This is a genomic window from Ferrovibrio sp. GW821-FHT12F09, from assembly GCF_058806775.1.
This window is the reverse complement of the sequence record NZ_JBXAPZ010000001.1, coordinates 1,764,554-1,787,574: the sequence shown is the minus strand read 5'-3', so window position 1 is coordinate 1,787,574 and position 23,021 is coordinate 1,764,554. Positions and strand designations below refer to the sequence as shown.

General features: G+C 64.6%; 19 protein-coding genes. 13 read left to right on the top strand and 6 right to left on the bottom strand.

The genetic code is table 11. The features are described from left to right. Positions 1-49: 49 nt before the first annotated feature. The 4 genes from AC1ROB_RS08850 to AC1ROB_RS08835 all read left to right on the top strand — a co-directional run bounded on the left by AC1ROB_RS08850 (position 50) and on the right by AC1ROB_RS08835 (position 6,734). A complete protein-coding gene (locus AC1ROB_RS08850; RefSeq protein ID WP_492971559.1) occupies positions 50-3,373 on the top strand; it encodes an EAL domain-containing protein in 3,324 nt (1,107 codons plus the stop codon). A 112-nt stretch (positions 3,374-3,485) separates the two neighbouring features. Continuing rightward, positions 3,486-4,925 (top strand): metalloprotease TldD, encoded by a 1,440-nt coding sequence (gene tldD / locus AC1ROB_RS08845; protein WP_492971560.1) that lies wholly within the window; start codon positions 3,486-3,488, stop codon positions 4,923-4,925. Between the two features lie 25 nt (positions 4,926-4,950). Beyond that, positions 4,951-5,763 (top strand): serine O-acetyltransferase, encoded by an 813-nt coding sequence (cysE, locus tag AC1ROB_RS08840; RefSeq protein WP_492971561.1) that lies wholly within the window; start codon positions 4,951-4,953, stop codon positions 5,761-5,763. A 50-nt stretch (positions 5,764-5,813) separates the two neighbouring features. Then, positions 5,814-6,734, top strand: coding sequence for a hypothetical protein (locus AC1ROB_RS08835; protein WP_492971562.1), 921 nt, complete (start codon positions 5,814-5,816; stop codon positions 6,732-6,734). Here the strand turns inward: AC1ROB_RS08835 and AC1ROB_RS08830 are convergent. Further along, entirely contained in the window at positions 6,715-8,079 is a 1,365-nt protein-coding gene (locus AC1ROB_RS08830; protein ID WP_492971563.1) for a glutamate--cysteine ligase, read from the bottom strand. The two genes, AC1ROB_RS08835 and AC1ROB_RS08830, sit on opposite strands and share 20 nt — an antisense overlap. A gap of 162 nt (positions 8,080-8,241) precedes the next feature. Continuing rightward, positions 8,242-9,000: a 16S rRNA (uracil(1498)-N(3))-methyltransferase gene (locus tag AC1ROB_RS08825; protein ID WP_492971564.1), complete on the bottom strand. Its 759-nt coding sequence runs from the start codon at positions 8,998-9,000 to the stop codon at positions 8,242-8,244. Between the two features lie 40 nt (positions 9,001-9,040). Between AC1ROB_RS08825 and ubiA the strand changes: the two genes are divergently transcribed. After that, positions 9,041-9,982, top strand: coding sequence for a 4-hydroxybenzoate octaprenyltransferase (gene ubiA, locus AC1ROB_RS08820; RefSeq protein ID WP_492971565.1), 942 nt, complete (start codon positions 9,041-9,043; stop codon positions 9,980-9,982). Between the two features lie 54 nt (positions 9,983-10,036). Continuing rightward, positions 10,037-10,789: a hypothetical protein gene (locus tag AC1ROB_RS08815; RefSeq protein ID WP_492971566.1), complete on the top strand. Its 753-nt coding sequence runs from the start codon at positions 10,037-10,039 to the stop codon at positions 10,787-10,789. On the opposite strand, the gene AC1ROB_RS08810 is transcribed toward AC1ROB_RS08815, so the two are convergent. Next, the gene (locus AC1ROB_RS08810; RefSeq protein ID WP_492971567.1) at positions 10,790-11,524 is read right to left on the bottom strand and encodes a hypothetical protein; all 735 of its coding nucleotides are present in this window, start codon (positions 11,522-11,524) and stop codon (positions 10,790-10,792) included. A 75-nt stretch (positions 11,525-11,599) separates the two neighbouring features. Between AC1ROB_RS08810 and AC1ROB_RS08805 the strand changes: the two genes are divergently transcribed. From AC1ROB_RS08805 to AC1ROB_RS08780, 6 genes are all read left to right on the top strand, one after another. After that, entirely contained in the window at positions 11,600-12,526 is a 927-nt protein-coding gene (locus AC1ROB_RS08805; protein WP_492971568.1) for a DMT family transporter, read from the top strand. A 1-nt stretch (position 12,527) separates the two neighbouring features. Further along, positions 12,528-14,042 carry a UbiD family decarboxylase gene (locus tag AC1ROB_RS08800; RefSeq protein ID WP_492971569.1) on the top strand — a complete coding sequence of 505 codons (1,515 nt, stop codon included), beginning with the start codon at positions 12,528-12,530 and terminating at the stop codon, positions 14,040-14,042. A 112-nt stretch (positions 14,043-14,154) separates the two neighbouring features. Continuing rightward, a complete protein-coding gene (locus AC1ROB_RS08795; RefSeq protein WP_492971570.1) occupies positions 14,155-15,624 on the top strand; it encodes an adenylate/guanylate cyclase domain-containing protein in 1,470 nt (489 codons plus the stop codon). Between the two features lie 123 nt (positions 15,625-15,747). Beyond that, on the top strand, positions 15,748-16,026 hold the full coding sequence (locus AC1ROB_RS08790) for a hypothetical protein (RefSeq protein WP_492971571.1): 279 nt from the start codon (positions 15,748-15,750) through the stop codon (positions 16,024-16,026). 51 nt (positions 16,027-16,077) lie between these two features. Beyond that, entirely contained in the window at positions 16,078-17,433 is a 1,356-nt protein-coding gene (locus AC1ROB_RS08785; protein WP_492971572.1) for a TldD/PmbA family protein, read from the top strand. Positions 17,434-17,444: 11 nt separating this feature from the next. After that, positions 17,445-18,227 (top strand): 3'(2'),5'-bisphosphate nucleotidase CysQ, encoded by a 783-nt coding sequence (locus AC1ROB_RS08780; protein ID WP_492971573.1) that lies wholly within the window; start codon positions 17,445-17,447, stop codon positions 18,225-18,227. 10 nt (positions 18,228-18,237) lie between these two features. Here the strand turns inward: AC1ROB_RS08780 and AC1ROB_RS08775 are convergent, their stop codons facing one another. Both AC1ROB_RS08775 and AC1ROB_RS08770 read right to left on the bottom strand, forming a co-directional pair. After that, positions 18,238-20,898, bottom strand: coding sequence for an ATP-binding protein (locus tag AC1ROB_RS08775; RefSeq protein WP_492971574.1), 2,661 nt, complete (start codon positions 20,896-20,898; stop codon positions 18,238-18,240). After that, positions 20,895-21,620 (bottom strand): hypothetical protein, encoded by a 726-nt coding sequence (locus AC1ROB_RS08770; protein WP_492971575.1) that lies wholly within the window; start codon positions 21,618-21,620, stop codon positions 20,895-20,897. Before AC1ROB_RS08770 ends, AC1ROB_RS08775 begins: the two co-directional genes overlap by 4 nt. Before the next feature lie 280 nt (positions 21,621-21,900). On the opposite strand from AC1ROB_RS08770, the gene AC1ROB_RS08765 reads away from it, so the two are divergent. Further along, positions 21,901-22,278 (top strand): response regulator, encoded by a 378-nt coding sequence (locus AC1ROB_RS08765; RefSeq protein WP_492971576.1) that lies wholly within the window; start codon positions 21,901-21,903, stop codon positions 22,276-22,278. Positions 22,279-22,371: 93 nt separating this feature from the next. Here AC1ROB_RS08765 and AC1ROB_RS08760 read toward each other — a convergent pair whose 3' ends face one another. Next, complete coding sequence (locus AC1ROB_RS08760) at positions 22,372-22,806, bottom strand: YciI family protein (protein WP_492971577.1); 435 nt, start codon at positions 22,804-22,806, stop codon at positions 22,372-22,374. Positions 22,807-23,021: the final 215 nt, after the last annotated feature.

The following is a 23,021-nucleotide window of genomic DNA, read 5'->3' as shown; positions in this document are numbered from 1 at the left end:
CGCCGCCGCGGCTGCCCCCCTAATCTGCCCACTCACGGGGGCCAGAGGCATGCTCGATCCGAACCAGCGGAAACTCACGCAGGACATACTCGACTGGCTCGATCGACCCGCATTTACGGTTGAATATGGGCCAGGTGACGACTACCGTTACGTGTCCTGCAATACCGCTTATGCCGCCCTGACCGAAATGAATGCCGAAGCCCTCACCGGCCAGGGGCTGTCCGCCGGCTTTGCCCTTGGCGAGGTCGACAAGGTGCGCGAGCTGCTCGACAGCACCCGCCGGGAAGGCCGGCGCCAGATCGGCAATACCCTGATCCGCTGGGCCAATGGCTGGCTTTGCCAGGGTCTGACCGTCGCCCCGCTGAACGACAACCACGGCCGGGTCACCGGCCTGATGGTCATCGCCGAGGCCAGCACCCCCGAGAAGATGCACCAGGTCGCCCTGCAGGTGGCCGAATACAAGCTGCGCGACTTTGCCGAACTGGCCTCGGACTGGTTCTGGGAAACCGATGCAGATCATCGCTTTACCTGGATTTCCGATTCCTCGTCGGCCCATACCTCGGCCCTGCGCGCCCTGTTCCTTGGACGCTGCCGCTGGGAAGTCGCGGTGCAGGGCGATTCGGAAGCCGACCTGCTCTTTTGGGAAGAGCATCGTCGTCAGCTCGACCGCCACGAACCCTTCCGGGGCTTCCGCTATTGCACGATCACCGCCGGCACGGAGCTCTGGATCGAGATCAACGGTAAGCCGGTCTTCGATGCCAATGGCCGTTTCATGGGCTATCGCGGCTCGGGCCGCGACATCACCGACCAGTATCGCCAGCAGCGCCGCATCGAGGCCGCGCTGCGCCAGGCCGAAGAGGCCAGCCGCGCCAAGAGCCAGTTCCTGGCCAATATGAGCCATGAGCTGCGCACGCCGCTCAATGCCATCATTGGCTTCTCGGAAATCATCCGCGACCAGATGTTCGGCTCCGTCGGCGTGCCGCGCTATGTCGACTATGCCCGCGACATCAATGGTTCCGGCACGCATCTGCTGGCGCTGATCGGCGACATTCTGGACATGTCGCGCATCGAGGCCGGCTATTACGCCCTCGACGAAAAGGCCGTCGATCTGTCGGCGGTGATTCAGTCAGCGCTGACTATGGTGCGGCCGCAGGCCGAACGCGGCGGCATCACGCTGCGCAACCTCTCCTCGGATACCCTGCCGCAACTGCGTGCGGATGAGCGCGTGGTCAAACAGGTGCTGATCAATCTGCTCGGCAACGCCGTTAAATTCACGCCCGCCAGCGGCACCATCGACGTGGTATTCCGCCAGATGCCGGATGGGACACCGTCGCTCACGGTCATCGACACCGGTATCGGCATTACGCCCGAGCGCCTGGAACATATCTTCGAGCCCTTCCAGCTCGCCAAGGCTGAAGTGGCGCGCCAGCATGGTGGTACGGGTCTGGGCCTGTCGATCAGCAAGCGGCTGATGGAACTCCATGGCGGCTCGCTCATCCTGAGCAGCATGGTGGGCAGCGGCACCCAGGCCCAGATGACATTCCCGGGCTGGCGCCTGCTCAGCGACGTGGACGAGAACTGGTCGCCGCCGGAACTGCCCGTGCCGCCCAGCCCGCCGCCTGAAGCGCCCCCGCCCCTCGCGCCCGCCGCCCGTCGGCAGGAACCGGCCGAGACAACCGCTGGCGCGAATCTGGGCGAAACCCTGCGCGTCTTGCTGGGCACCATGAATGAGGGCGTGCTCGGCATCGATGGTCAGGGAATATTGGTCAATATCAGCGACATCTGCGCCCAGATGTTCGGGTACCAGCCTGGCGAACTGATCGGCCAGAATGTCAAAATCCTGATGCCGGAACCCTTCCGCTCGGGCCACGATTCCTATGTGCGCAATTACCTCACCACCAAGCGCGCCAAGATTCTCGGACTCGGGCGCGATACGCTGGGCCGCAAGAAATCCGGTGAGATATTCCCGATCCATCTGAGCGTCGGCGAATATAACGACGAGGATGGCCCGGGCTTCATCGGCATCGTGCGCGATATCTCCGACCGTCGCGACGTCGAGCTGCGCGCTGAATTCGCCAGCCGCAATGATCCGCTGACCGGCATCCTGAACCGCGCCAGCTTCATCGCCGAGACTGAACGCATGCTGGGCGCCCAGCATCGCCTGGATGGCGGTCTGTGGGTGCTGTTCAATCTCGACATGGATGGCTTCCGCGATATCAATGAAGGCTTCGGCTATCACATCGGCGATATCGTGCTGAAGGGTACGGCCGACCGGCTGGCCGAGATGTTGCCACGTGAAGCGCTGGTCGGCCGGATCGCCGCCGACCAGTTCGCGGCCCTGGCTGTCGTCACCGATCTCAACAATGCGCTCAACCTCGCGCAGGCCCTGCATGCGCATCTGACCAAGCCGATCGCGATCGAGGGCCGCCTGGTGCCGCTGAAGGTCAGCATGGGCGCGGCCATTATCGACGATCCGTCCGAAAAGATGAGCGATGGCCTGGCTAAGGCCGAGCTGGCCATGAAGCTGGTGCGCGCCGCCGGCGGCGATTCCACGCGCTTCTACAGTCCGGAAATGACACGGGCGGCCGAGCGCCGTCTGCGACTGACCATGAATCTGGACGCCGCCATCGCGCAGAACGAATTCCATGTCGTCTACCAGCCGGTGGTGGAAACGACCAGCGGCGCCATTTGCGCCATCGAGGCGCTGCTGCGCTGGCATCACCCAGACCTCGGTGCCATTTCACCCAGCGAATTCATTCCGCTGGCCGAGGAAACCGGCACCATCATCCAGATCACGCGCTGGGTCTTCGCCAGTGTCTCCCAGCAGATTCGCGACTGGCGCGCCAATGGCGTCGAACCGCGTCGCGTCTTCGTCAACGTCTCGGGCCAGCAGTTCATCCGCGACGATCTGCCGGCGCATTTCCGCAAGATGGCGGCGGAAGAACCGGAACTGATCCCCTTCCTTGGCATCGAGATCACCGAGCAGGCGGCCATCCAGAATATGGAAGCCACCGTGGCGGCGATCCGCGAACTGGCCGAAATCGGCATCGATGCGGCGCTGGATGATTTCGGCACCGGCTATTCGTCTTTGAGCTACATCCAGCGGCTGCCGATCCGCAAGATCAAGCTCGACCGCGCCTTCATCGCCGACCTGCCGGGCAACGACCGCGACATCGCGCTGGTCCGCGCCATGATCGGTATGGCCAACGGTCTTGATCTGCCGGTGGTGGCCGAAGGCGTCGAGACGGCGGCCCAGCGCGACTTCCTGCGCGGAGTCGGCTGCAGCGAGCTGCAGGGTTATCTGATCAGCCGGCCGGTGCCGGCCGCCGAGATCACCGAACTGCTGAAACAGAGCGACCGCCGTCGCCGCTAGGCGTGCCTCCCGGCAATTTGCACGACAAGGGCTGTATTTTCGTCGCGACGGACGCCATATAATCTGGCGATACGCTGATTTCCGCCCGTTATTGCCCGCCACGAGGATTGTCATGACCGGTGCCGCCACTGCCCAGGACCTGTTTTTCACCCGCGCCGGGCTCGACCGTGCGCGACTGGATGGCGTGGTGGGCGATGCCCTTCAGGGGGCCGATGACGGCGAACTGTTCCTGGAATACAGCCAGTCGGAAAGTTTCAGTTTCGACGACGGACGGCTCAAAGCTGCCGCCTATGACACCACCCAGGGCTTCGGTTTGCGTGCCGTGTCGGGCGAGCAGACCGGCTATGCTCATGCGTCCGACCTGAGCGAGGAAGCGATCCGCCGCGCCGCCACCACCGTGCGCGCCGTGCGGGCCGGCCATGGCGGCAGCATGAGCGAGGCACCGCCGGCCACCAACCGCCATCTCTACGGCGACGACAATCCGCTGAACGAGATTCCCTTCGAGCAGAAGGTCCAGCTGCTGCAGGCCATCGACGCTTATGCGCGCTCGAAAGACCCCCGTGTGAAACAGGTTTCCGTTTCGCTCGCCGGCAGCTGGCAGGCCGTCGCCATCCTGCGTGCCGATGGCAGCCTGATGCAGGATATCCGCCCGCTGGTCCGCCTGAACGTCTCGGTCGTGGCCGGCCAGGGCGACCGCATGGAAACCGGCAGCCGCGGCGCGGGCGGCCGCGTCGGCTATGCCCGCTTCTTCGATCCGGCACACTGGCAGGCGGAAGTCGACGACGCCCTGCGTCAGGCCCTGGTCAATCTGGAATCGGTGCCCGCGCCGGCCGGCGAGATGACCGTCGTGCTCGGTCCGGGCTGGCCCGGCATCCTGCTGCATGAAGCCATCGGCCACGGCCTGGAAGGCGACTTCAACCGCAAGAAGACCTCGGTCTTCTCCGGCCTGGTCGGCGAGCGGATCGCAGCAAAGGGCGTCACCATCGTAGATGACGGCACCATCGAAAGCCGCCGCGGCTCGCTCAGCATCGACGACGAGGGCACGCCGACCGAGAACACTATGCTGATCGAGGACGGCATCCTGAAGGGCTTCATGTATGACCGCATGAATGCCCGGCTGATGGGGGTGAAGTCGACCGGCAATGGCCGCCGCCAGTCCTTTGCCCATAATCCGATGCCGCGCATGACCAACACCTACATGCTGGCCGGCGACCGCGATCCGGGCGAGATTCTGGCCGGCGTCGACAAGGGCGTCTACGCGGTGAATTTCGGCGGTGGCCAGGTCGATATCACCTCCGGCAAGTTCGTGTTCTCCTGCACCGAGGCCTACATGATCGAAAAGGGCAAGCTGGGCGCCCCGATCAAAGGCGCCACCCTGATCGGCGCCGGCGCCGAGGTTCTTAAAAAAGTAACCGCTGTCGGCAATGATCTGCAGCTGGATGCTGGCATCGGCACCTGTGGCAAGTCCGGCCAGGGCGTGCCGGTCGGCGTCGGCCAGCCGACCGTGCTGATCGATGGATTGACGGTGGGCGGCACCGCAAAAGCCGCGTAAACTGCCGGGAAGACGAGAGAGACCCATGCCCGCCATCGCCAACAAGATCGCCACCCACGACCCGGTCTGGAGCAGCATCCGCGAGGAAGCCCTGCGGGCCGCCACAGAGGAGCCGTTGCTGGCCAGCCTGGCGCATTCCGCCGTGCTGCATCACCAGCGGCTGGAAGACGCCCTCAGCTATATCCTGGCCCAGAAACTGGCCAGCGACGCCCTGCCCGCGCTCGGCATGCGCGAGGTGATCGAGGAATCTTTTGCCGCCGATACCGATATCGGCAATGCCGTGCGTGCCGATCTGGTGGCCGTGAACGAGCGCGATCCGGCCTGCCGCGGCTTTCTCAAGCCGTTGCTGTTCTTTAAGGGCTTCCAGTCGATCCAGGCTCATCGCGTGGCGCACTGGCTGTGGCACCAGAAGCGCGAGACCATGGCTTTCCTGCTGCAGAACCGCTCGTCCGAGGTCTTCGGCGTCGATATCCATCCGGCGACCAAATTCGGCCGCGGCATCATGATCGATCACGGCACCGGCGTGGTGATCGGCGAGACTGCCGTGCTGGAAGACGATGTCTCGCTGCTGCAGAACGTCACGCTCGGCGGCACCGGCAAGGAAACCGGCGACCGCCATCCCAAGATCCGCCGCGGCGTGCTGATCGGCGCCGGCGCCAATATCCTGGGTAATATCGAGATCGGCGAAGGCGCCAAGATCGGTGCCGGCAGCGTGGTGCTGATCCCGGTGCCGGCCCATTGCACCGCCGCCGGCGTGCCGGCCAAGCTGCTCGGCGATTGCGGCTGCGACCAGCCGGCGCGCGAGATGGATCACGGCCTGCCCCCCGAGCTGGATTGATCCCGCCGCCGGCCGTGCGCTACCTTTTGCGCCGTCCCCTTGCCCTGCTCATGGCTTTTACGCTGGCCGGTCCTGCTGTGCCCGCCATGGCGCAGTCGCTGACCGGCGCGCTGGAATGGCTGCCGCCTGGCAGCCTGTCAACGCAGGCGCTCCGCCATCGCCCCGTGGAAGCGCTGGATGGCGGCGAGAGCCAGAGCTTCTACGTCGAATTCGGTCGCCTGGCCTTCCGCAGCCCCGACATCCTGGGCGGCACGGCGCGCAAGGCCGGGCTGTCCTGTCAGGCCTGCCACGCCAATGGTCATGCCACGACTGCTTTCTTCATTCCGGGGCTTTCGGACAAGCCGGGCAGCATCGATGTCAGCCATGCCTTCTGGAATCTGCGTGGCGAGGATGGCCGGCATAATCCGCTGGAAATTCCGAGCCTGCGCGGCGTGAAGACGAAGGAGCGTTTCGGCCAGGACAAGCGCACGGCGTCGCTGCGCGAGTTCACCCGCCGGGTCATCGTTACCGAGTTTGCCGGCGCCGAACCCGATGGCCTGTTGCTGGATGCACTGGTGGCCTATCAAGAAAAACTCCAGCCGGTGCCGGCCACCGACAGCCGGGTGACGCTGGCCCAGGACCTGGCCGACCTGCTGCGCTATTTCGATGCCCTGCGCGTGCCGCTGGCCGAGGAAGAACCGGCGCTGGCCGAACGGATGACCGTGATGATCCGCAGCCAGCTCGGTTTCATCCACGAACGGTTTGCTGAAGACGACATGCGCGGCAGCCGCGGCGCGCTCGAGGAATGGTCGCGCCGGCTGGCCATCATCGCCGGCCTGGCCGAACGCGGACAATGGCCGCAGGCGCGCGAGGCACTGAAAGACCTGCGCCAGGCCGTGGCCGTGCCGCCGCCCGCTTTTGCCGCCGAGGCGCCGCGCTCGCTCTATGACGAGGCGCGGCTGAAAGAATGGATCAGTAAGCCAGTTCGCTGAAGGCCGGATCGACCGACTTGTTCCAGCGGCCATTATACAGCTTCAGCAAGGCTTCCGCCGGCGTTTCACCGCTCTCCACGATGCGCACCAGCGGCTCGAGGAAATGCGTCTCATCCTCGCCGGCCGGCGACAGGCGCGAACGCGCCTTCAGGCCGCCCATGGCGATCTGCAGCATCTGTTCGGCGTAATATTTCAGCGGCCGGCCGCGCAGCGGCGTGTGCAAGCCGTATTTCGGCGTATCGATGCGCAGCTGCTCGCGTTCGGCCAGCGTCCAGTCGCGGCACAGGTCCCAGGCCGCATCCAGCGCGCCCTGGTCATACAGCAGGCCGACCCACAAAGCCGGCAGGGCGCAGAGCCGCGACCACGGGCCGCCATCGGCGCCGCGCATCTCCAGGAAGCGCTTGAGCCGCACCTCGGGGAACAGCGTGGTGATATGGTCAGCCCAGTCGCGCAAGGTGGGCAGTTCGCCGGGCAAAGCGGGCAGCTTGCCGGCCATGAAATCGCGGAAGCTCTGGCCCGAGGCGTCGATATAGGTGCCGTCGCGATAGACGAAATACATCGGCACATCGAGGGCATGGTCGACATAGCGCTCGAAGCTCATCGCATCGTCGAACACGAAGCCCAGCATGCCGGTGCGGTCGGGATCGGTGTCGGTCCAGATCTGGCTGCGGTAGCTCAGGAAGCCGTTCGGCTTGCCTTCGGTGAAGGGCGAGTTGGCGAACATCGCGGTGGCCAGCGGCTGCAGCGCCAGGCCGGTGCGGAATTTCTTCACCATGTCGGCTTCGGAAGAATAGTCGAGATTCACCTGCACGGTGCAGGTGCGCAGCATCATGTCGAGGCCGAGATTGCCCTTCTTGGGCATATAGGCGCGCATGATGCCGTAGCGACCCTTGGGCATCACCGGGATATCGGCGCGGCGCCATTTCGGATTGAAGCCCAGTCCCATCATGGCGAAGCCGAGTTCGCCGCCGATCTCGCGCACCTGCTTCAGATGCGTCGAGACCTCGATACAGGTCTGGTGGATGGTCTCCAGCGGCGCGCCCGACAGCTCGAACTGCCCGCCCGGTTCCAGCGTGATCGACTGGTTGTCCATCACCAGCGCGATGACCTTGCCGTTCTCTTCGACCTTCTCCCAGCCGAACCGCTGCAGCTCGGTGAGCAGGCGCTGGATGCCGACCGCGCCCTCATAGGGCAGCGGCCGGTAGTCGGCGGTGGTGTAGGCGAATTTCTCGTGCTCGGTGCCGATGCGCCAGTCGGCAGAGGGCTTGGAGCCCTGCGCCAGGTATTCGACAAGCTGCGCCTTGGACGTGATGGGCGTCTCTGGGGCCTGGGCGGGACCGGACATGCAATAAACCTCGGTGATTTTTATTATTCGTTTACGCGGGCGGGACGTCAGCGATCCCGGTTACTTCCCCCAGGATGCACAGGTCATAAGTACCGGGCATATGGGGCAGATGGAAACGGATGTCCAGTACCGGAATACCGCCGATGGATGACGGAACGACGACTAATTTCCCCCGGAATTCTCGCGGGCCGATTGTAAAATGGCCATGGCGGCAATCGCCGCCGTCTCGGCCCGCAGGATCGTCGGTCCAAGCGTGACGGGCAAGGCCTGCGGCAGGCTCATCAGACGTTCCAGTTCTTCCGGTGCGAAGCCACCCTCGGGCCCGACCAGCAGCGCCACCTTCGTCGCCGGCGGCAGGGCCTGCACAGCCGTCAGCAGCGGTTGCGCGTCCCCACCGGTATTATGGGCCCGTTCGGCACAGACCAGCAGACGGCGATCCGCCGGCCAGGCCTGCAGCAGTTTCTCCAGCGTGACCGCTTCCGCCACGTCAGGCACCGTCAGCCGCTCGCACTGTTCGGCCGCCTCGCGCGCATGGGCGAACAGCCGCTCGGCATTCACCTTCTGCATCTGCACCCGTCGGGTGATGACCGGCAGCAGACGACCGGCATTCAGCTCGGTCGCCTTCTCGACAATCATCTCGATGCGGCCCTGCTTGATCGGCGCGAAGCAGAGCCACACATCCGGCGCCGCCGGCTGCGGGCGCAGCAGCGCCTCGACGGTCAGCCGGCAGGCCTTCTTGCCGGCTTCGGCAATCGTGGCACGAAACTCGCCGTCGCGGCCGTTGAACAGCGCCACGGCTGCTCCGGCCTCCAGTCGCAGCACATGGCGCAGGTAATGCGCCTGATCCTCGGCCAGCAGGATGCCGCCGCCGATGGTCAGGTCATCGGGCACATGGAGGCGGGCTTTGACGGCGTCGGTCATTGGACTTGTGCGGGTCCCGCGGCTGGACTACAGCAGCGTTATGACAAAGCCGGCCAAGAATGACCATAGGCGCAACGTCACCGATCAGGCACCCGCGGACGCAGTGGCCGGCCACTGGGTCGAGCGCTGGCTGCCGGCCGGCCTGCGGCCCTATGCGCGGCTGTCGCGGCTGGACCGCCCCATCGGCACCTGGCTGCTGCTGCTGCCCGGCTGGTGGGCCATCGCGCTAGCCCGTCCGGCCGAGGCCGATCTGGATGTCTGGCTGATCGTCCTGTTCGGCATCGGCGCCCTGGTCATGCGCGGCGCCGGTTGCACCTTCAACGACATCGTCGACCGCGATTTCGACGGCCAGGTGGAACGTACCCGCCTGCGCCCGATTCCCTCGGGCCAGGTCAGCGTGACCCAGGCCTGGCTCTGGCTGGTTCTGCAGGCGCTGGTCGGCTTCGTCATCCTCATGCAGATGAACGGCCTCGCCATCCTGCTGGGCGTCGCCTCTCTGGGCCTGGTGGCGATCTATCCCTTCATGAAGCGCGTCACCTGGTGGCCGCAGTTCTTCCTTGGCCTGGCGTTCAACTGGGGCGCGGTGCTGGGCTATGCGGCCGTCAGTGGCCGGCTCGACTGGACCACGCTGGTTCTCTACCTGTCCGGCATCGTCTGGACGCTGGGCTACGACACCGTCTATGCGCTGCAGGACAAGGAAGACGATGCCCTGATCGGGGTGAAATCCACGGCCCGGCTGTTCGGCAGCCATGCCCGCCTGTGGATCGCCGGCTTTTACGACCTCACGCTGATCGGCCTCGCCCTGGTCGGCTGGATGGCGGCTTTAAACTGGCCCTTCTGGATCTGCCTCGGCCTGGCCGCACTGCATTTCGCCTGGCAGGTGCTGACGTTAAAGCCTGATGACAGCGCCGACTGCCTCGTGAAATTCCGGGCAAATCGCGATACCGGCCTGATCCTCTTCGTTGCCTTCTTATTGGGCTAGCGCTGCCTCAGCATAATCCTTGGCGAATAACGATGCGCCGCGTATGTTCCGGCCATGACCAAGCGCCGAATCACTCCGCAGGACTTCGCGAGCCTGTACAGCCAATACAACGCCAATCTGGCCTTCGTGGATTGCGGTCGCAAATGCGCCCCGCTGAACGGCGGACAGCCGGTCTGCTGCTCGACCGAGAACGCCATTCCGGTGGTGGACAAGGCCGAATACAAGCTGCTGAAAAGCCGCACCGATCTGTGGTTCGACTACAAGCCGAACGATGCGGTCTCGCGCAAGATCGTCAACGAGCTGACCAGTCATGCCTGCGCGGTCGAGTGCAAGGGCGCCGCCTTCTGCGAGCGCGACAACCGCACCATCGCCTGTCGCTCCTTCCCCTTCTATCCCTACCTGGACAAGGCCGGAAAATTCATCGGCCTGACCTATTACTGGGATTTCGAGGACCGCTGCTGGATCATTTCCAACATGCAGGTGGTCGAGCGCAAGTTCGTCGAGGAGATGGTTGCCGCCTTCGAGCGCATCTTCAAGCTCGACCCGGAAGAATACGAGACCATGAAAAGCCACTCGGCCACCATGCGCCGGGTCTTCAGCCGCAAGAAAAAGATCATCCCGGTGATTCATCGCGATGGCGGCTATTTCAAGATCAAGCCGAAGGATGCCGGCAAGCTGACCGCCTGCACGCCGGATGATTTCAAGAAGTTCGGCCCCTACAAGTCTGAAGCCGCCTATATCAAGGCCGTCAAGGACCTCGGCGGCAAACTCGACAAGGCGCCCAAGGGCGGCTACCTGGCACCGTAATCAGTCCTCGAACAGGAACGTGCCCAGCAGTACCCAGCGGCGGGCATTCGCCTCTTGCTTCGGTTTGGCCCGCAGCGGCGTGGTGTAATGCCAGAACGGCAGGCGATAGGCCGTGACCAGGCCGGGCTTCTGCGTCACCTCCACCATCTCGGTGAAATGCCCGGTCTTCGCATAGACCAGATACTGGTCACGCACCGCAGGCGTGGCAAAGCTGATATGCATGTCGAGATAGCCGCGCGCTGCCAGCGGTTCTTCCGGATGGTGGTCGGTATGCGGCCCGGCATAGTCGCCGGCCGCATAAGCAATCGCCTGCAGGCCATACTTCTTTCTTAAAGTCCGCCCGGCCAGCGCGGCGGCGAAGGCGCGATAGCTGTCCGAGCGCAGGCAGCCGATCAGGCCGATCTCTTTTGCCACCCGGAATGCCGCCGAGCGCGGGTTGTCCAGATGCGCGGTGCGCTGGCGCATCGTCTTGGGCAGGACTTCCGCGTAATTCTGCGTCTGCTCCCAGATCGTCTCCGGCGGGATTGGCTGCGCCATCTCGCGCAAATGCGACAGCAGCGCCCTGTCGAGCAGGGCGGTGACAGCTTTTGCCTGCCGCAGATCGACCAGGCCGTCCAGGGCCAGGAAGCGCATGCGCGGATTGGCCAATGCGCCGGCCTGCGCATGGCGGCCGGCCAGCAGGGCATCGCCCTTCACGGTCAGCAGATCAGCGAATTCAGCGGGAAAGCGGCGCATGCCTGTGGCTTAAGCCGCCCGTGAGGCAGGGTCAAGCACTGGTCTATCCAGGGCCCGCCGCCTAATCTGCCGGCCATGGAAGCCGCCTCCTCGCCGCGCGACCTGCGCATCGCCCAGATCCTGCTGTTCCTGACGCCCGCCATGTTCACCACCAACATGGTGCTGGCGCGCGCCACGGCCGGCCTGATCCCGCCGGTGGCGCTGGCCGAGATGCGCTGGCTCGGCGTTGTGATCCTGCTGCTGCCCTTCTGCTGGGCCGAGCTGTGGCGCGGCCGCGCGTCCTTACGCCGCGAACTGGGCCATCTGTTCGTGCTGGGCTTTCTCGGCATGGGCATCTGCGGCGCTGCCGTCTATTACGGTGCGTCGACCACCACGGCCACCAACATTGGTCTCATTTACGCCACCTCGCCGGTGATGATCATCCTGCTCAGCCGCCTGCTGTTCGGCGAACGCTTCTCCTTGCGCCAGGGCATTGGCACGGCCTTTGCGCTGGCCGGCGTGCTGGCGATCATCCTGCGCGGCGACCTGGCCACCATCCTGCATCTGACCTTCACGCCGGGCGACCTCATCATCCTCGGCGCCGCCGTTTCCTGGGCGCTCTACAGTGTTTTACTGAAGCACTGGCGCAGCAGTTTGAGCGTCACCGCGCGTCTGGCCGCCATCGCCTTTGCCGGCGTGGTGGTGATGCTGCCGGTGCAGGCCTTCGAACTGGCCGTGGCCGGCCCGCCGGTCTTCAACCTGCCCACCGTGGCCGCCGTGATCACGCTGATCGTGGTGCCGGGCGTCGGCGCCTATGCCACCTTCAGCTACATGACCAAGCATCTGGGCCCGAACCGCACCGGCCTGATGCTGTATCTCGCCCCGGTCTACACGGCGCTGATGGCTTGGCTCTTCCTCGGCGAGGCCTTTGCATTCTACCATTGGCTCGGCGCGGCGCTGGTTCTGCCGGGCCTCTATTTCGCCACCCACAAGCCGGACGCCGACCGGACGAAAGCTGTCTGACATGCCTTACGCCTCGCTGCGCGACTTCATGACCCAGCTGGAACAGAAGGGCCGGCTGGTGCGCGTGCGCGAGCCCGTCTCCACCGTGCTGGAAATGACCGAGATCCAGACCCGCCTGCTGGCCGAGGGCGGTCCGGCGGTGCTGTTCGAAAAACCCGTGCGCGCCGACGGCACGCCCAGCGACATCCCCGTGCTGGTGAATCTCTTCGGCACCGTCGAGCGCGTCGCCTGGGGTATGGACCGCGAACCGTCCGAACTGAAGGATGTCGGCGAGACGCTCGCCTTCCTGCGCCAGCCCGAACCGCCCGGCGGCTTCCGCGAGGCGCTCAACCTGCTGCCGCTGGTAAAAACCGTGATGGCGATGCAGCCGAAAACGGTGAGCAGCGCGCCGGTGCATGAGGTGGTGCTGCAGGGCGACGATATCGATCTCAACGCGCTGCCGATCCAGACCTGCTGGCCGGGCGAGCCGGCGCCGCTGATCACCTGGCCGCTGGTCGTCACACAAGGCCCGAGCAAAACGGATAAAACCGACCGCTTCAATCTCGGCATCTATCGCATGCAGGTGCTGAACAAGAACCAGACCCTGATGCGCTGGCTCAAGCATCGCGGCGGCGCCCAGCAGCACCAGCGCTGGAAGCAGGCCGGCAAACGCGAGCCCTTCCCCGCCGCGGTCGTCATCGGCGCCGATCCGGGCACTATTCTCGCCGCCGTGACGCCGATCCCGGAAACGCTGTCGGAATACCAGTTCGCCGGCTTGCTGCGCGGCAAGAAGGTCGAGCTGGTGGATTGCAAGACCATTCCGCTGAAAGTGCCCGCAGAAGCCGAGATCGTGCTGGAAGGCCATGTGTCGCTGGAGGATTACCGCGACGAGGGGCCTTATGGCGACCACACCGGCTATTACAATTCCGTCGAGCAGTTCCCGGTTTTCACCGTCAGCGCCATCACCATGCGCAAGGCTCCGATCTATCTCAGCACCTTCACCGGCCGGCCGCCGGACGAACCCAGCGTGCTGGGCGAGGCGCTGAACGATGTCTTCGTGCCGTTGATCCGCCAGCAGTTCCCCGAGATCGTCGACTTCTGGCTGCCACCGGAAGGCTGCTCGTATCGCGTCGCCGTGGTCAGCATGAAGAAGGCCTATCCGGGCCATGCCAAGCGCGTGATGATGGGCGTGTGGTCTTACCTGCGCCAGTTCATGTACACCAAGTGGATCATCGTGGTGGACGACGACATCAACGCGCGCGACTGGAAGGATGTGGTCTGGGCGATGTCGACCCGCATGGACCCGGCGCGCGATATTACGTTCGTCGAGCATACCCCGATCGACTATCTCGATTTCGCCTCGCCGGAATCCGGCCTCGGCAGCAAGATCGGCCTCGACGCCACCAACAAGTGGCCGCCGGAGACGAAGCGCGAATGGGGCGAGAAAATCCGCATGGATGACGATGTCATCCGCACCGTCACCGAAAAATGGTCCAAACTCGGCCTGCCCGGATCGGGCAAACCGATCTGGAAATGATCAATTCGGGTTGTCCTGTGGCCTAAGTCACAGGGCGGCCGATTGACGGCGGCGCGGTTCGCTGCTGCAATCCGCACCACAGGGACGCTTAAAACAGGGAAGACCGGAGTCAATGGGGCTGTTCCAACGCCTGCATGACTGGATGCACACGCGGGTTTGCGGCGGCTGGCACAAGGCCCAGCCCGATCCCGCCGAAGCCGCGCGTCTGGAAACCGCCTTCCGTGCCGAGGAATACGATGCCCTGCGCATGACCATGGGTCTGCGCTTCGCCGTCTGCTTCGTCGTCGCCTGCATTCTGAGCGTCGAGATGGGCTTCCCGCTGGCGCTGAACTACTACGGCTATCTCGGCGCCTTTGCCTTTTCGTCCTACCTGCAGATGCTGATGCGCAGGCCCGGCATCGACCGGCCCTGGATGCACTGGCTGTTCCCCTTCATCGACATGGCGCTGCTGGTGGCCGCCATCGCGCTGCCCAATCCCTTCGACCTCAACCCGCTGCCGGCGCCGATGCGGCTCGGCTTCGACACCATCCTCTATGTGACGCTGTTCGTGGTGCTCTCGGCGCTCGGCCAGTCGCCACGCGCCGTGCTCGCCACCACCGTGGCCGCCCTGTTCTGGTGGAGCCTGGGCACCGTCTATGTCGTCATGCAGGACGGCGTCACCTTCGGCAGCCGCTTCGACAACATCCTGCATATGCCGGTGGGCGAACGCATTGCCTATATCCTCGACCCCTGGAATGTGCGGCTGGGTGAGTTCCTGCCGCGCCTGATCCTGGTCGCCATGATCGGCGGCCTGCTGGCCGTCTCGGTGCAGCGTGGCCGCTACCTGATCGCGCGCCAGGTGGAAAGCGAACGCGCCCGCCGCAATCTCTCGCGCCATTTCTCGCCGCATATGGCTGAGGAACTGTCGCAGATGGACGATGCCATGGGCCAGGTCAAGCAGCTCGATGCCGCCGTGCTGTTCGCCGATATCGTCGGCTTCACCCAGATCGCCGACGACCATACGCCGGAGCAGACCATCGGCATCCTGCGCGAGGTGCACCAGCGCCTGTCGCGCGCCGTCGCCGACAATGCCGGCACGCTGGATAAATATCTCGGCGACGGCATCATGGCCTCCTTCGGCACGCCGCGTGCCGGCCCGCGCGATGCCTCGGCCGCCCTGCTGGCCGCCCGCGCCATGCTGCGCGAGATGGATCACCTGAACCGCCAGCGCAAGCTGCTGCGCCAGGTGCCGCTGCATCTGGCCGTCGGCGTCCATTACGGCCCGCTGACGCTCGGCAATATCGGCGACGAGACCCGGATCGAATACGCCCTGATCGGCGAGACGGTGAATGTGGCGCACCGGCTGGAACAGATGACCCGCACGCTGAACGCCCAGCTCTGCCTGAGCCAGGCTTTCATCGACAAGCTGGGCGAGGAGACCCGTGGCGATCTGGGCGCCGTGCGCGATCTGGTGGCGCTGAAGCCCCAGCCGATCCGCGGCCTGCGCGACCGCATGGTGCTGTGGATCCTGGCCCGCCCGCCGGTGACTCCCGGGGTGACGCCGGAAGCCGATGCGCCCGACGCGGTGCCGACCATCCACTGACCGGTCAGAAATGGGACCCGCGGATCAACTCCGCGGGTGACTGTTCTTGTTTAGCGGGCCAATTCCATCCATTTGTCATACGCGGGCTTGACCTGCGTATCCCATTCTTGCCAGCCTGCCCCGATGATCTTCCGTCCGCCCCAACCCTCCCAGCGCGACCTGCTGCCCTGGTGGCATCCGGCCAGCCTGATGCGTGCCGCCTGGAATCTGGTGTTTTCCGTGGCGCTGGGCGCCGGGATCGGCTTCCTGCTGCTGGAACTGGCGGCCCAGATCGCGGCCCGGATCACCGGCGAGGACTGGCGCGTCTGGCAGGATGCGCTCAGCCCGCTGGCCTGGGTGGTCGGTTGTTTTGTCGCCATCGTTGCATATATGTCTTACAGGATGGACGATAAGGCCGACTGACCTGTCGGTCCCGCGTCCTGCCTTCCGTCCCCGATCTTCGAGCACCGCACCATGTCCGATACCGCCCAGCGTGCCGCCAAGGCACAGACCATCGTCGCCGACCTGATCGCGGCCGCCCGCAGGGCGGGCGCCGACGGGGCAGATGCGATGTATCACGAGTCCCGCTCGCTCGGCGCCGGCGTGCGGCTGGGCCAGCCCGAGGATGTCGAGAGTTCGGAAAGCCGCGAGCTTGGTCTGCGCGTGCTGGTCGGCCGGCAGCAGGCCTGCGTCTCCACCACCGTTTTCACCGCTGCCACCCTGGACGACCTGGTCGCCCGCGCCGTCAGCATGGCGCGCGCCGCGCCCGAGGACAAATTCTGCGGCCTGCCCGATGCGGCGCAGCTCGCCACCCAGCCGCAGGATTTCGACATCTTCGACAGTGTCGAACTGGAAATGCCGCAGCTGCTGGAACGCGCCCGCGAAGCCGAGGCCGCCGCCATGGCGGTGCCCGGCGTGACCAATTCCGATGGCGGCAGCGCCGGCCGCGCCTTTTCCATGACCGCCTATGCCAACACCGCCGGCTTCAACGGTGCCGGCTGGATCGGCTGGCACAGCGTCTCGGCTTCGGCCATCGCCGGCAAGGATACCGGCATGGAAACCGATTACGATTCCGAAGTGCGCACGCATCTGTCCGACCTGCCCTCGCCCGAGAGCATCGGGCGCAAGGCCGGCGAGCGCGCGGTGAAGCGGCTCAACCCGCGCAAGCTCGACAGCAAGCCGATGCCGATCGTCTACGATCCGCGCGTGGCCTCGGGCCTGGTCGGCCATCTGCTCGGCGCCATCAACGGCGCATCCGTGGCCCGTGGCACATCCTTCCTGAAAGACCGGCTCGGCGAGATGGTATTTGCGCCCGGCATCACCATCGTCGACGATCCGCACCGGCCGCGCGCCTTCCGCTCCTGCTGGTTCGACCTGGAAGGCGTGGGCACCGCCACCCGCAACCTCATCGACGATGGCCGCCTCACCACCTGGCTGCTCGATTGCGCCACCGCGCGCCAACTCGGCATGCAGAGCACCGGCCATGCCTCGCGCGGCACATCCTCGCCGCCCTCGCCCTCGGCCTATAACCTGCACCTGCAGCCCGGCAGCCTGTCGCCCGCCGAACTCATGGCCGATATCAAGGAAGGCGTCTATGTCACCCAGCTGATCGGCATGGGCGTCAACGGCGTGACCGGCGATTACAGCCGCGGCGCGTCCGGTTTCGTGATCCGCGACGGCCAGATCGCCGAGGCGGTGTCGGAAATCACCGTCGCCGGCAACCTGAAGCAGATGTATGCCCAGCTCACCCCCGCGAACGATCTGGTGTTCCGCGGCGGCATCGATGCCCCCACCCTGCGGGTCGAGGGCATGACCGTCGCCGGGCGCTGACGGCCAAAGCCATGACATCCTTCCGGCAGGACCACGAACTGATGACGGCCGCCGTGCGCGAGGCCGGTGCATTGGCGCTCGGCTATTTCACCAATGGCGTGAAGTCCTGGAACAAGAAGCCCAACGACCCGGTCTCGGAAGCCGATCTGGCCGTCGACAAACTGCTGCATGAGCGGCTGGCTGCCGCACGGCCCGATTACGGCTGGCTCAGCGAGGAAAGCGAACGCCGTGCGGCGAAAGCCGGCAGCGTCTGGGTCATCGACCCGATCGACGGCACCCGCGCCTTCATCGAGGGCAAGCCCGAATTCACCGTCTGCGTCGCCCTGCTGCAGGACGGCCAGCCGGTGCTGGCCGCCATCTACAATCCGGCCAGCGAGGAATTCTTCGAGGCCACGGCGGGCGGTGGCGCCAAGCTGAATGGCAAGCCGATCCAGACCTCGGGCCATGCCAGCCTGAAGGAAGCGCGCTTCCTCGCCTCGCGCCGCACCTTCGAGAAGCATGGCTGGCTCAGCCGCGCCGCCAAGGCCGATTTCGGCTACCGCAATTCGATTGCCTATCGTATGGCGCTGGTGGCGGCCGGCAAATTTGACGCCGCCATCAGCCTGACGCCGAAAAGCGACTGGGATATAGCCGCCGCCGACCTGCTGGTGCGCGAGGCCGGCGGTCGGGTCAGCACCGCCGACGGCGTGCTGCTGGACTATGCCAGCGCCGATCACCGGCATCCGTCCGTGATCGCCACCGGCGCCTATGTCTTCGATGACCTTGTCGATCTGCTGAAGACGCGCAAATCGTGACGGCGCGGCGTCAGCCGCTCCTGAGCCCGGGCAGCAGGTCCAGCATCGCCTCCAGCAGGTCGCGGCGGCGGAAGGGTTTGGTCAGCAGGGGCCAGTCCCCGTCGGATCGGTCGCCGCGGGACCTGGTCATGCGCGGGTCGGAATAGCCCGACATCAGCAGCACCTTCATATCCGGCCGGAGCTTTGCCGCCGCCTCGGCGAGCTGGCGACCATCCATGCCGCCCGGCATCACGATATCCGACAGCATCAGGTCGAATTTCACATCGCTCTGCAGATGCACGAGGGCAGTGGCGGCGTCGACCGCTTCCATCACCTCGCAACCGATCTGCCTCAATTGCTGGTTGGCCACCTGCCGCAGATCGGCATTGTCCTCCACCAGCAGAACCATGATTTCCCGAGACAACGCCATGGCACCGGCCTCCACAGGGATTTCCTTGCTTTCGGCGTCGCCATCCGCATAGGGCAGGTAAAGGCGGAACGTGGTGCCTTTGCCAAATTCGGAATAGCAGGTGATGTGACCGCCGGACTGCTTCACAAAGCCATAGACCATACTGAGGCCCAGGCCCGAACCCTTACCCACCTCCTTGGTGGTGTAAAACGGCTCGAATATCCGCTTGAGGACGTCGTCCGGCATGCCGGTGCCGGTATCGGAAACGCAGAGCACGACATAGCGCCCGCGCGGAATTTTGGTTCCATCTTCCTGCAGGCTCTCGGTATCGAGAATCCGGTTGGAAACATCGACCTCCAGGATGCCGCCGCCGGGCATGGCATCGCGGGCATTGACGCCGAGATTGATGACGCTGGCCTGCAGCTGGCTCGGATCCACCAGCACCGGCCAGACCTCGGGCGCCACCTTCGACTTCACCACGATATGCTCGCCCAGCGTCCGTTTGAGCAGGCTGAGGATATTGCCGATCTCGTCGCCCAGGCGCACGACCTCCGGCGCCAGCGGCTGCCGCCGGGCATAGGCCAGCAGGCGCTTGTTCAGTTCCGCACCCTGCAGGGCGGCCGCCAGGGCTGAGTCCGCGTAGCCCTTCAAAACCGGATCGTCCTCCACGGCATCGAGGATGAAATCCATATTGCCGATCACGACACCCAGCAGATTGTTGAAGTCATGCGACAGGCCACCGGTCAGCTGGCCGATCGCTTCCATTTTCTGGGCCTGGGCGAACTGCCGCTCGACCAGCCGGCGATCCGTTTCATCCTGGAAGATCACCACGGCGCCGTCGATATGGCCTGCTTCATCATGCAGCGGCGCGAAAGACGCCCGCACCTCCAGCAGCCGGCCATCCTTGTGCAGGCGATGCAGGTCGACATGGGTCAGCGTCTCGCCGTTGAAAACCCTGGCGACATAGGCCTGCGCCCTCGGGAATTCTTCCGGCGGCACGATGGGCGGAATCTGGCCGATCACCTCTGCGGCCGAATATCCGAAGACTTTCTCGGCGGCAGGACTCCAGAACAGCGCGCGCATGTCCCGGGCCAGGCAGACGATGGGAACCGGCGAGGCCGCGATCAGGGCCTCCATGCGCGCCAGCGTCGCCGCGATGCGCTGCTCGCTGCGGAACAGGGCCTTGCTGCGCTCCTCCACTGCATCCGCCAGCTGGTCCAGCCCCTGGCCCAGCAAGCCGATCTCGCCGCGGATATAGGGCGGTCCCAGCCGGGCCCGCTGGTCGCCGCCCGCATAGCGCCGCACCGATGCCAGCACAGCCTGGATCGGCCGGGTCAGTGCACGCTCGGCAAAAACAAAGCCCAGAACCGCCACGAGAATGGTGAACAGAATGTAAGGCGTAATCAGCGTTCTCAGGGTCTGCAGGGCCTGCTCGGCCGCGGTATCCGCGTTTATCCCGGCCAGCAGGTGGAAGGTCGCCTGCCCGCCGAGGATGATCGGCATGATGTTGAAATGGCGCTCCACACCGTCGACATCCGCGGCTGTGGCCCGGCTTTCGCTGCCTTTCGCCGCCTGCCACAGCGCCGGCGGCGTTTCCCGGTCCAGATTCACGTCGTTATTCGCGCCCGTATGCACCACCATCCGGCCGGCGGCATCCAGCATCATCAGGATCGTGTTGTCGGTATCGGCCGCCTCCAGACGCAGGACACCGGCCAGCCACACCAGGTCGATGGAAGAGAAAACGACGACCGGCCTTTCATTCGGCGTATCGATGCGCATCGCACTGACCAGAACCGGACGCTTGCTCAGTCTGCCATAGGTCACCTGGAAGAAAGACCGGCGCCCGTTCTGCAGCTCCTGGAACCAGTCGCGATCTCCGATCGAGGCCACCGTCTCGCCGGAGCGCGTTCCCACGCACAGGATCTCGCCATCGAGAGACGCGATCCCCATGGTCAGATAACGCGCCTGTTCATGGAGAAAACTGAATATATCGCTCCTGCACTGCTCGGGATTGAAACGCAGACCATGGGCCAGGCGCGCCATCAGGTGAAGATGTCCGACCTGGGCATCGATGATGCGGCTGGCCGAAGCGGTCGCACGGGCTGCCAGATACAACCCGTCCTGGTCGATCTTGCGTTTCAGGGACTGATAGTGAAACCAGGTGTTGCCCATGATGATCAGCAGCGTCCCGGCCAGGACCAGGATGAGAAAGCTGACGACCTTGGCCCGGAGACTGAATATTCGTTCCGACTTGTCGTCCGATGCGACAGGAAAACCGCTCACGTCCCGACCCCCAGCATCCGGATATAGAGATCGTCGAGGCCGAAATGCTCGACCATTTTCAGTCCGGCCGCCGGCGAGGCAACAGGATCGCCCGCGATATAGGTAAAGCCGGCCGCCACGGCGGCGGCGGTCAGGCTGAGTGACGGCGAGCCCTGCAGGTAGGTTTCAAAGCGGGCCTTCTGAGCCGCCGCCGCGAAGCCGTTCAGCAGCGCGATCGTTTTCGTTTCGTCGCTGGGCCGCGCGGCCAGACGCAGGCCGCAGACCTTGATGCCCGCATCCCGCATGATCGTGAAGGGTGTCTCGGTCGGCTGGACCTGCACAATCACAGACCGGCAGAGCTGCTTGATTCCGGTGGTGACATCGATCAGCCGGACGCCGGGAATGCCCTTGGGCAGACCGACGAATTCCACGATCAGGTGCTTGCGGGTATCGGCAGGCAGGCTCCTGATTTCCTGTAAATACTCCGTACGCGTTGCAGCAGATGCGACCGTCTCGTAGTGCACCGGCAGCGAGACCAGCGCGCGCAATCCTGCATTCAGCAGGTCGCCCAGGTCCTGCGCTACGCGCTGCAGGGCCATATGGTCTGCATCCAGATGATGCCGCAGCGCCGAAAGGCTGCCGGCCTCCCCGGCATCACCGCCGGTTACGGCAAGGCCGCGCGTTGTGGCGACATAGGTTGAAATTGCATGCCGTCGTATGTCCCACATCGGCAGATACTGCATTGCCGCATCAGACTCGCTGACCGCTTTATCTGGATTTCCGGGAATTTCGTCTGAGACAACGCGGTCTTCTGCAGCGCTTGCCGCGCCGCACTCTGTCTGGCTTGTGCCAGTATTCTTCTCTGCGCGCGCGCGATCCTGGACCAGGACATTCCCCGTTTATCAGTTTGTTATGGGGCGCTCTCAGAAAAATCATCGTACTGTTTTTTTGAATATTGCAATCTGCAGGGATGAAATCCAGCGAGAATATCAACCGCACCTCGTTGTTACCTGAGGACAAAGAATGAAGGCGCTTGTCATCGACGATGAACCCGGTATGCGCGCGCTGATTACCGCCGTTCTGAAAGAAGCCGGTTACACCGTGGCCGAAGCCGCGGATGGTCGCATCGGCATGGCCCTGATGCAGGCGGATCCGGCCGATCTGGTGGTGACCGATATCATCATGCCGAACCAGGAGGGGGTCGAAACGATCCGTATGATGCGCAAGCAATATCCGGAAACCCAGATCGTCGCCGTCTCCGGCGGTGGCCGCACATCGAATTTCGATTTCCTGCGGATCGCACAACAGTTCGGCGCCGTGGCGACACTGGAAAAGCCGTTCCGGAAACAGCAGCTTCTCGAGTTGATCCGGACGCTACCGGGAAAATCCGTCGAGCCCTGACCCGCAGTCGGGTGATGCCTTGCAGATTTTGCCGGGCGCATCGGCCACAGCGCGAAGGCGGCGGCCGATGCTGACAATATCTGAACCCGGGGTTTAGGACTTGGCGTTCTTGGCCGCAAGCTCGTCGCGCATGCGGTCGAAATGCTCGGCCACCGCTGGGGTCACCGCGTCGCCGAAATCTTCCATCTCGTAGAACGGGCGAATTTCGATCTCGCTCGGCCCCATCATCGGATTGGGGCAGCGCTTCACCCATTCGACGGCCTCGGCCATGTCCTTCACCGTCCAGATCCAGAAGCCGGCCACCACTTCCTTGGTTTCGGCGAACGGCCCGTCGATGACGGTGCGGCTGGCGCCATCGAAGGCGATCCGCTTGCCCTTCGACGAAGGCTGCAGGCCATCGCCGCTCTGCATGATGCCCGCCTTGATCAGCAGTTCGTTGTACTTGCCCATGGCCTCGAACAGTTCGGCCGGGGGCATGATGCCTGCTTCGCTGTCCTTGGTCGCCTTCACCAACACCATCACGCGCATTGTCTGTCTCCTGTTGATCCGTGGCGGCCGTATCGGCGGCCCATGCCCACAGGACGCTGGCGGCCAAACCGATCCGACACCCGGTCTGAAATTTTTGGCCCGCGCACGTAACGCCTGAAGACGCGCGCCTTCCCGGATCTTGACTTTATTCCTTTATAATGTACACTATATGTTCCATATTGTCAATGCGCCGATCTGCCGCTGATGAAAATCGT

Excerpts from the sequence above, each read along its gene's own strand:
- AC1ROB_RS08800 (WP_492971569.1), top strand. The coding sequence starts at position 12,528 with ATGCCTTACGCCTCGCTGCGCGACTTCATGACCCAGCTGGAACAGAAG.
- AC1ROB_RS08770 (WP_492971575.1), bottom strand. The coding sequence starts at position 21,620 with ATGCAGTATCTGCCGATGTGGGACATACGACGGCATGCAATTTCAACC.
- ubiA (WP_492971565.1), top strand. The coding sequence starts at position 9,041 with ATGACAAAGCCGGCCAAGAATGACCATAGGCGCAACGTCACCGATCAG.
- AC1ROB_RS08765 (WP_492971576.1), top strand. The coding sequence starts at position 21,901 with ATGAAGGCGCTTGTCATCGACGATGAACCCGGTATGCGCGCGCTGATT.
- cysE (WP_492971561.1), top strand. The coding sequence starts at position 4,951 with ATGCCCGCCATCGCCAACAAGATCGCCACCCACGACCCGGTCTGGAGC.
- AC1ROB_RS08785 (WP_492971572.1), top strand. The coding sequence starts at position 16,078 with ATGTCCGATACCGCCCAGCGTGCCGCCAAGGCACAGACCATCGTCGCC.
- AC1ROB_RS08850 (WP_492971559.1), top strand. The coding sequence starts at position 50 with ATGCTCGATCCGAACCAGCGGAAACTCACGCAGGACATACTCGACTGG.
- AC1ROB_RS08790 (WP_492971571.1), top strand. The coding sequence starts at position 15,748 with ATGATCTTCCGTCCGCCCCAACCCTCCCAGCGCGACCTGCTGCCCTGG.
- AC1ROB_RS08835 (WP_492971562.1), top strand. The coding sequence starts at position 5,814 with ATGGCTTTTACGCTGGCCGGTCCTGCTGTGCCCGCCATGGCGCAGTCG.
- AC1ROB_RS08825 (WP_492971564.1), bottom strand. The coding sequence starts at position 9,000 with ATGACCGACGCCGTCAAAGCCCGCCTCCATGTGCCCGATGACCTGACC.
- AC1ROB_RS08805 (WP_492971568.1), top strand. The coding sequence starts at position 11,600 with ATGGAAGCCGCCTCCTCGCCGCGCGACCTGCGCATCGCCCAGATCCTG.
- AC1ROB_RS08810 (WP_492971567.1), bottom strand. The coding sequence starts at position 11,524 with ATGCGCCGCTTTCCCGCTGAATTCGCTGATCTGCTGACCGTGAAGGGC.
- AC1ROB_RS08760 (WP_492971577.1), bottom strand. The coding sequence starts at position 22,806 with ATGCGCGTGATGGTGTTGGTGAAGGCGACCAAGGACAGCGAAGCAGGC.
- tldD (WP_492971560.1), top strand. The coding sequence starts at position 3,486 with ATGACCGGTGCCGCCACTGCCCAGGACCTGTTTTTCACCCGCGCCGGG.
- AC1ROB_RS08795 (WP_492971570.1), top strand. The coding sequence starts at position 14,155 with ATGGGGCTGTTCCAACGCCTGCATGACTGGATGCACACGCGGGTTTGC.
- AC1ROB_RS08830 (WP_492971563.1), bottom strand. The coding sequence starts at position 8,079 with ATGTCCGGTCCCGCCCAGGCCCCAGAGACGCCCATCACGTCCAAGGCG.
- AC1ROB_RS08815 (WP_492971566.1), top strand. The coding sequence starts at position 10,037 with ATGACCAAGCGCCGAATCACTCCGCAGGACTTCGCGAGCCTGTACAGC.
- AC1ROB_RS08780 (WP_492971573.1), top strand. The coding sequence starts at position 17,445 with ATGACATCCTTCCGGCAGGACCACGAACTGATGACGGCCGCCGTGCGC.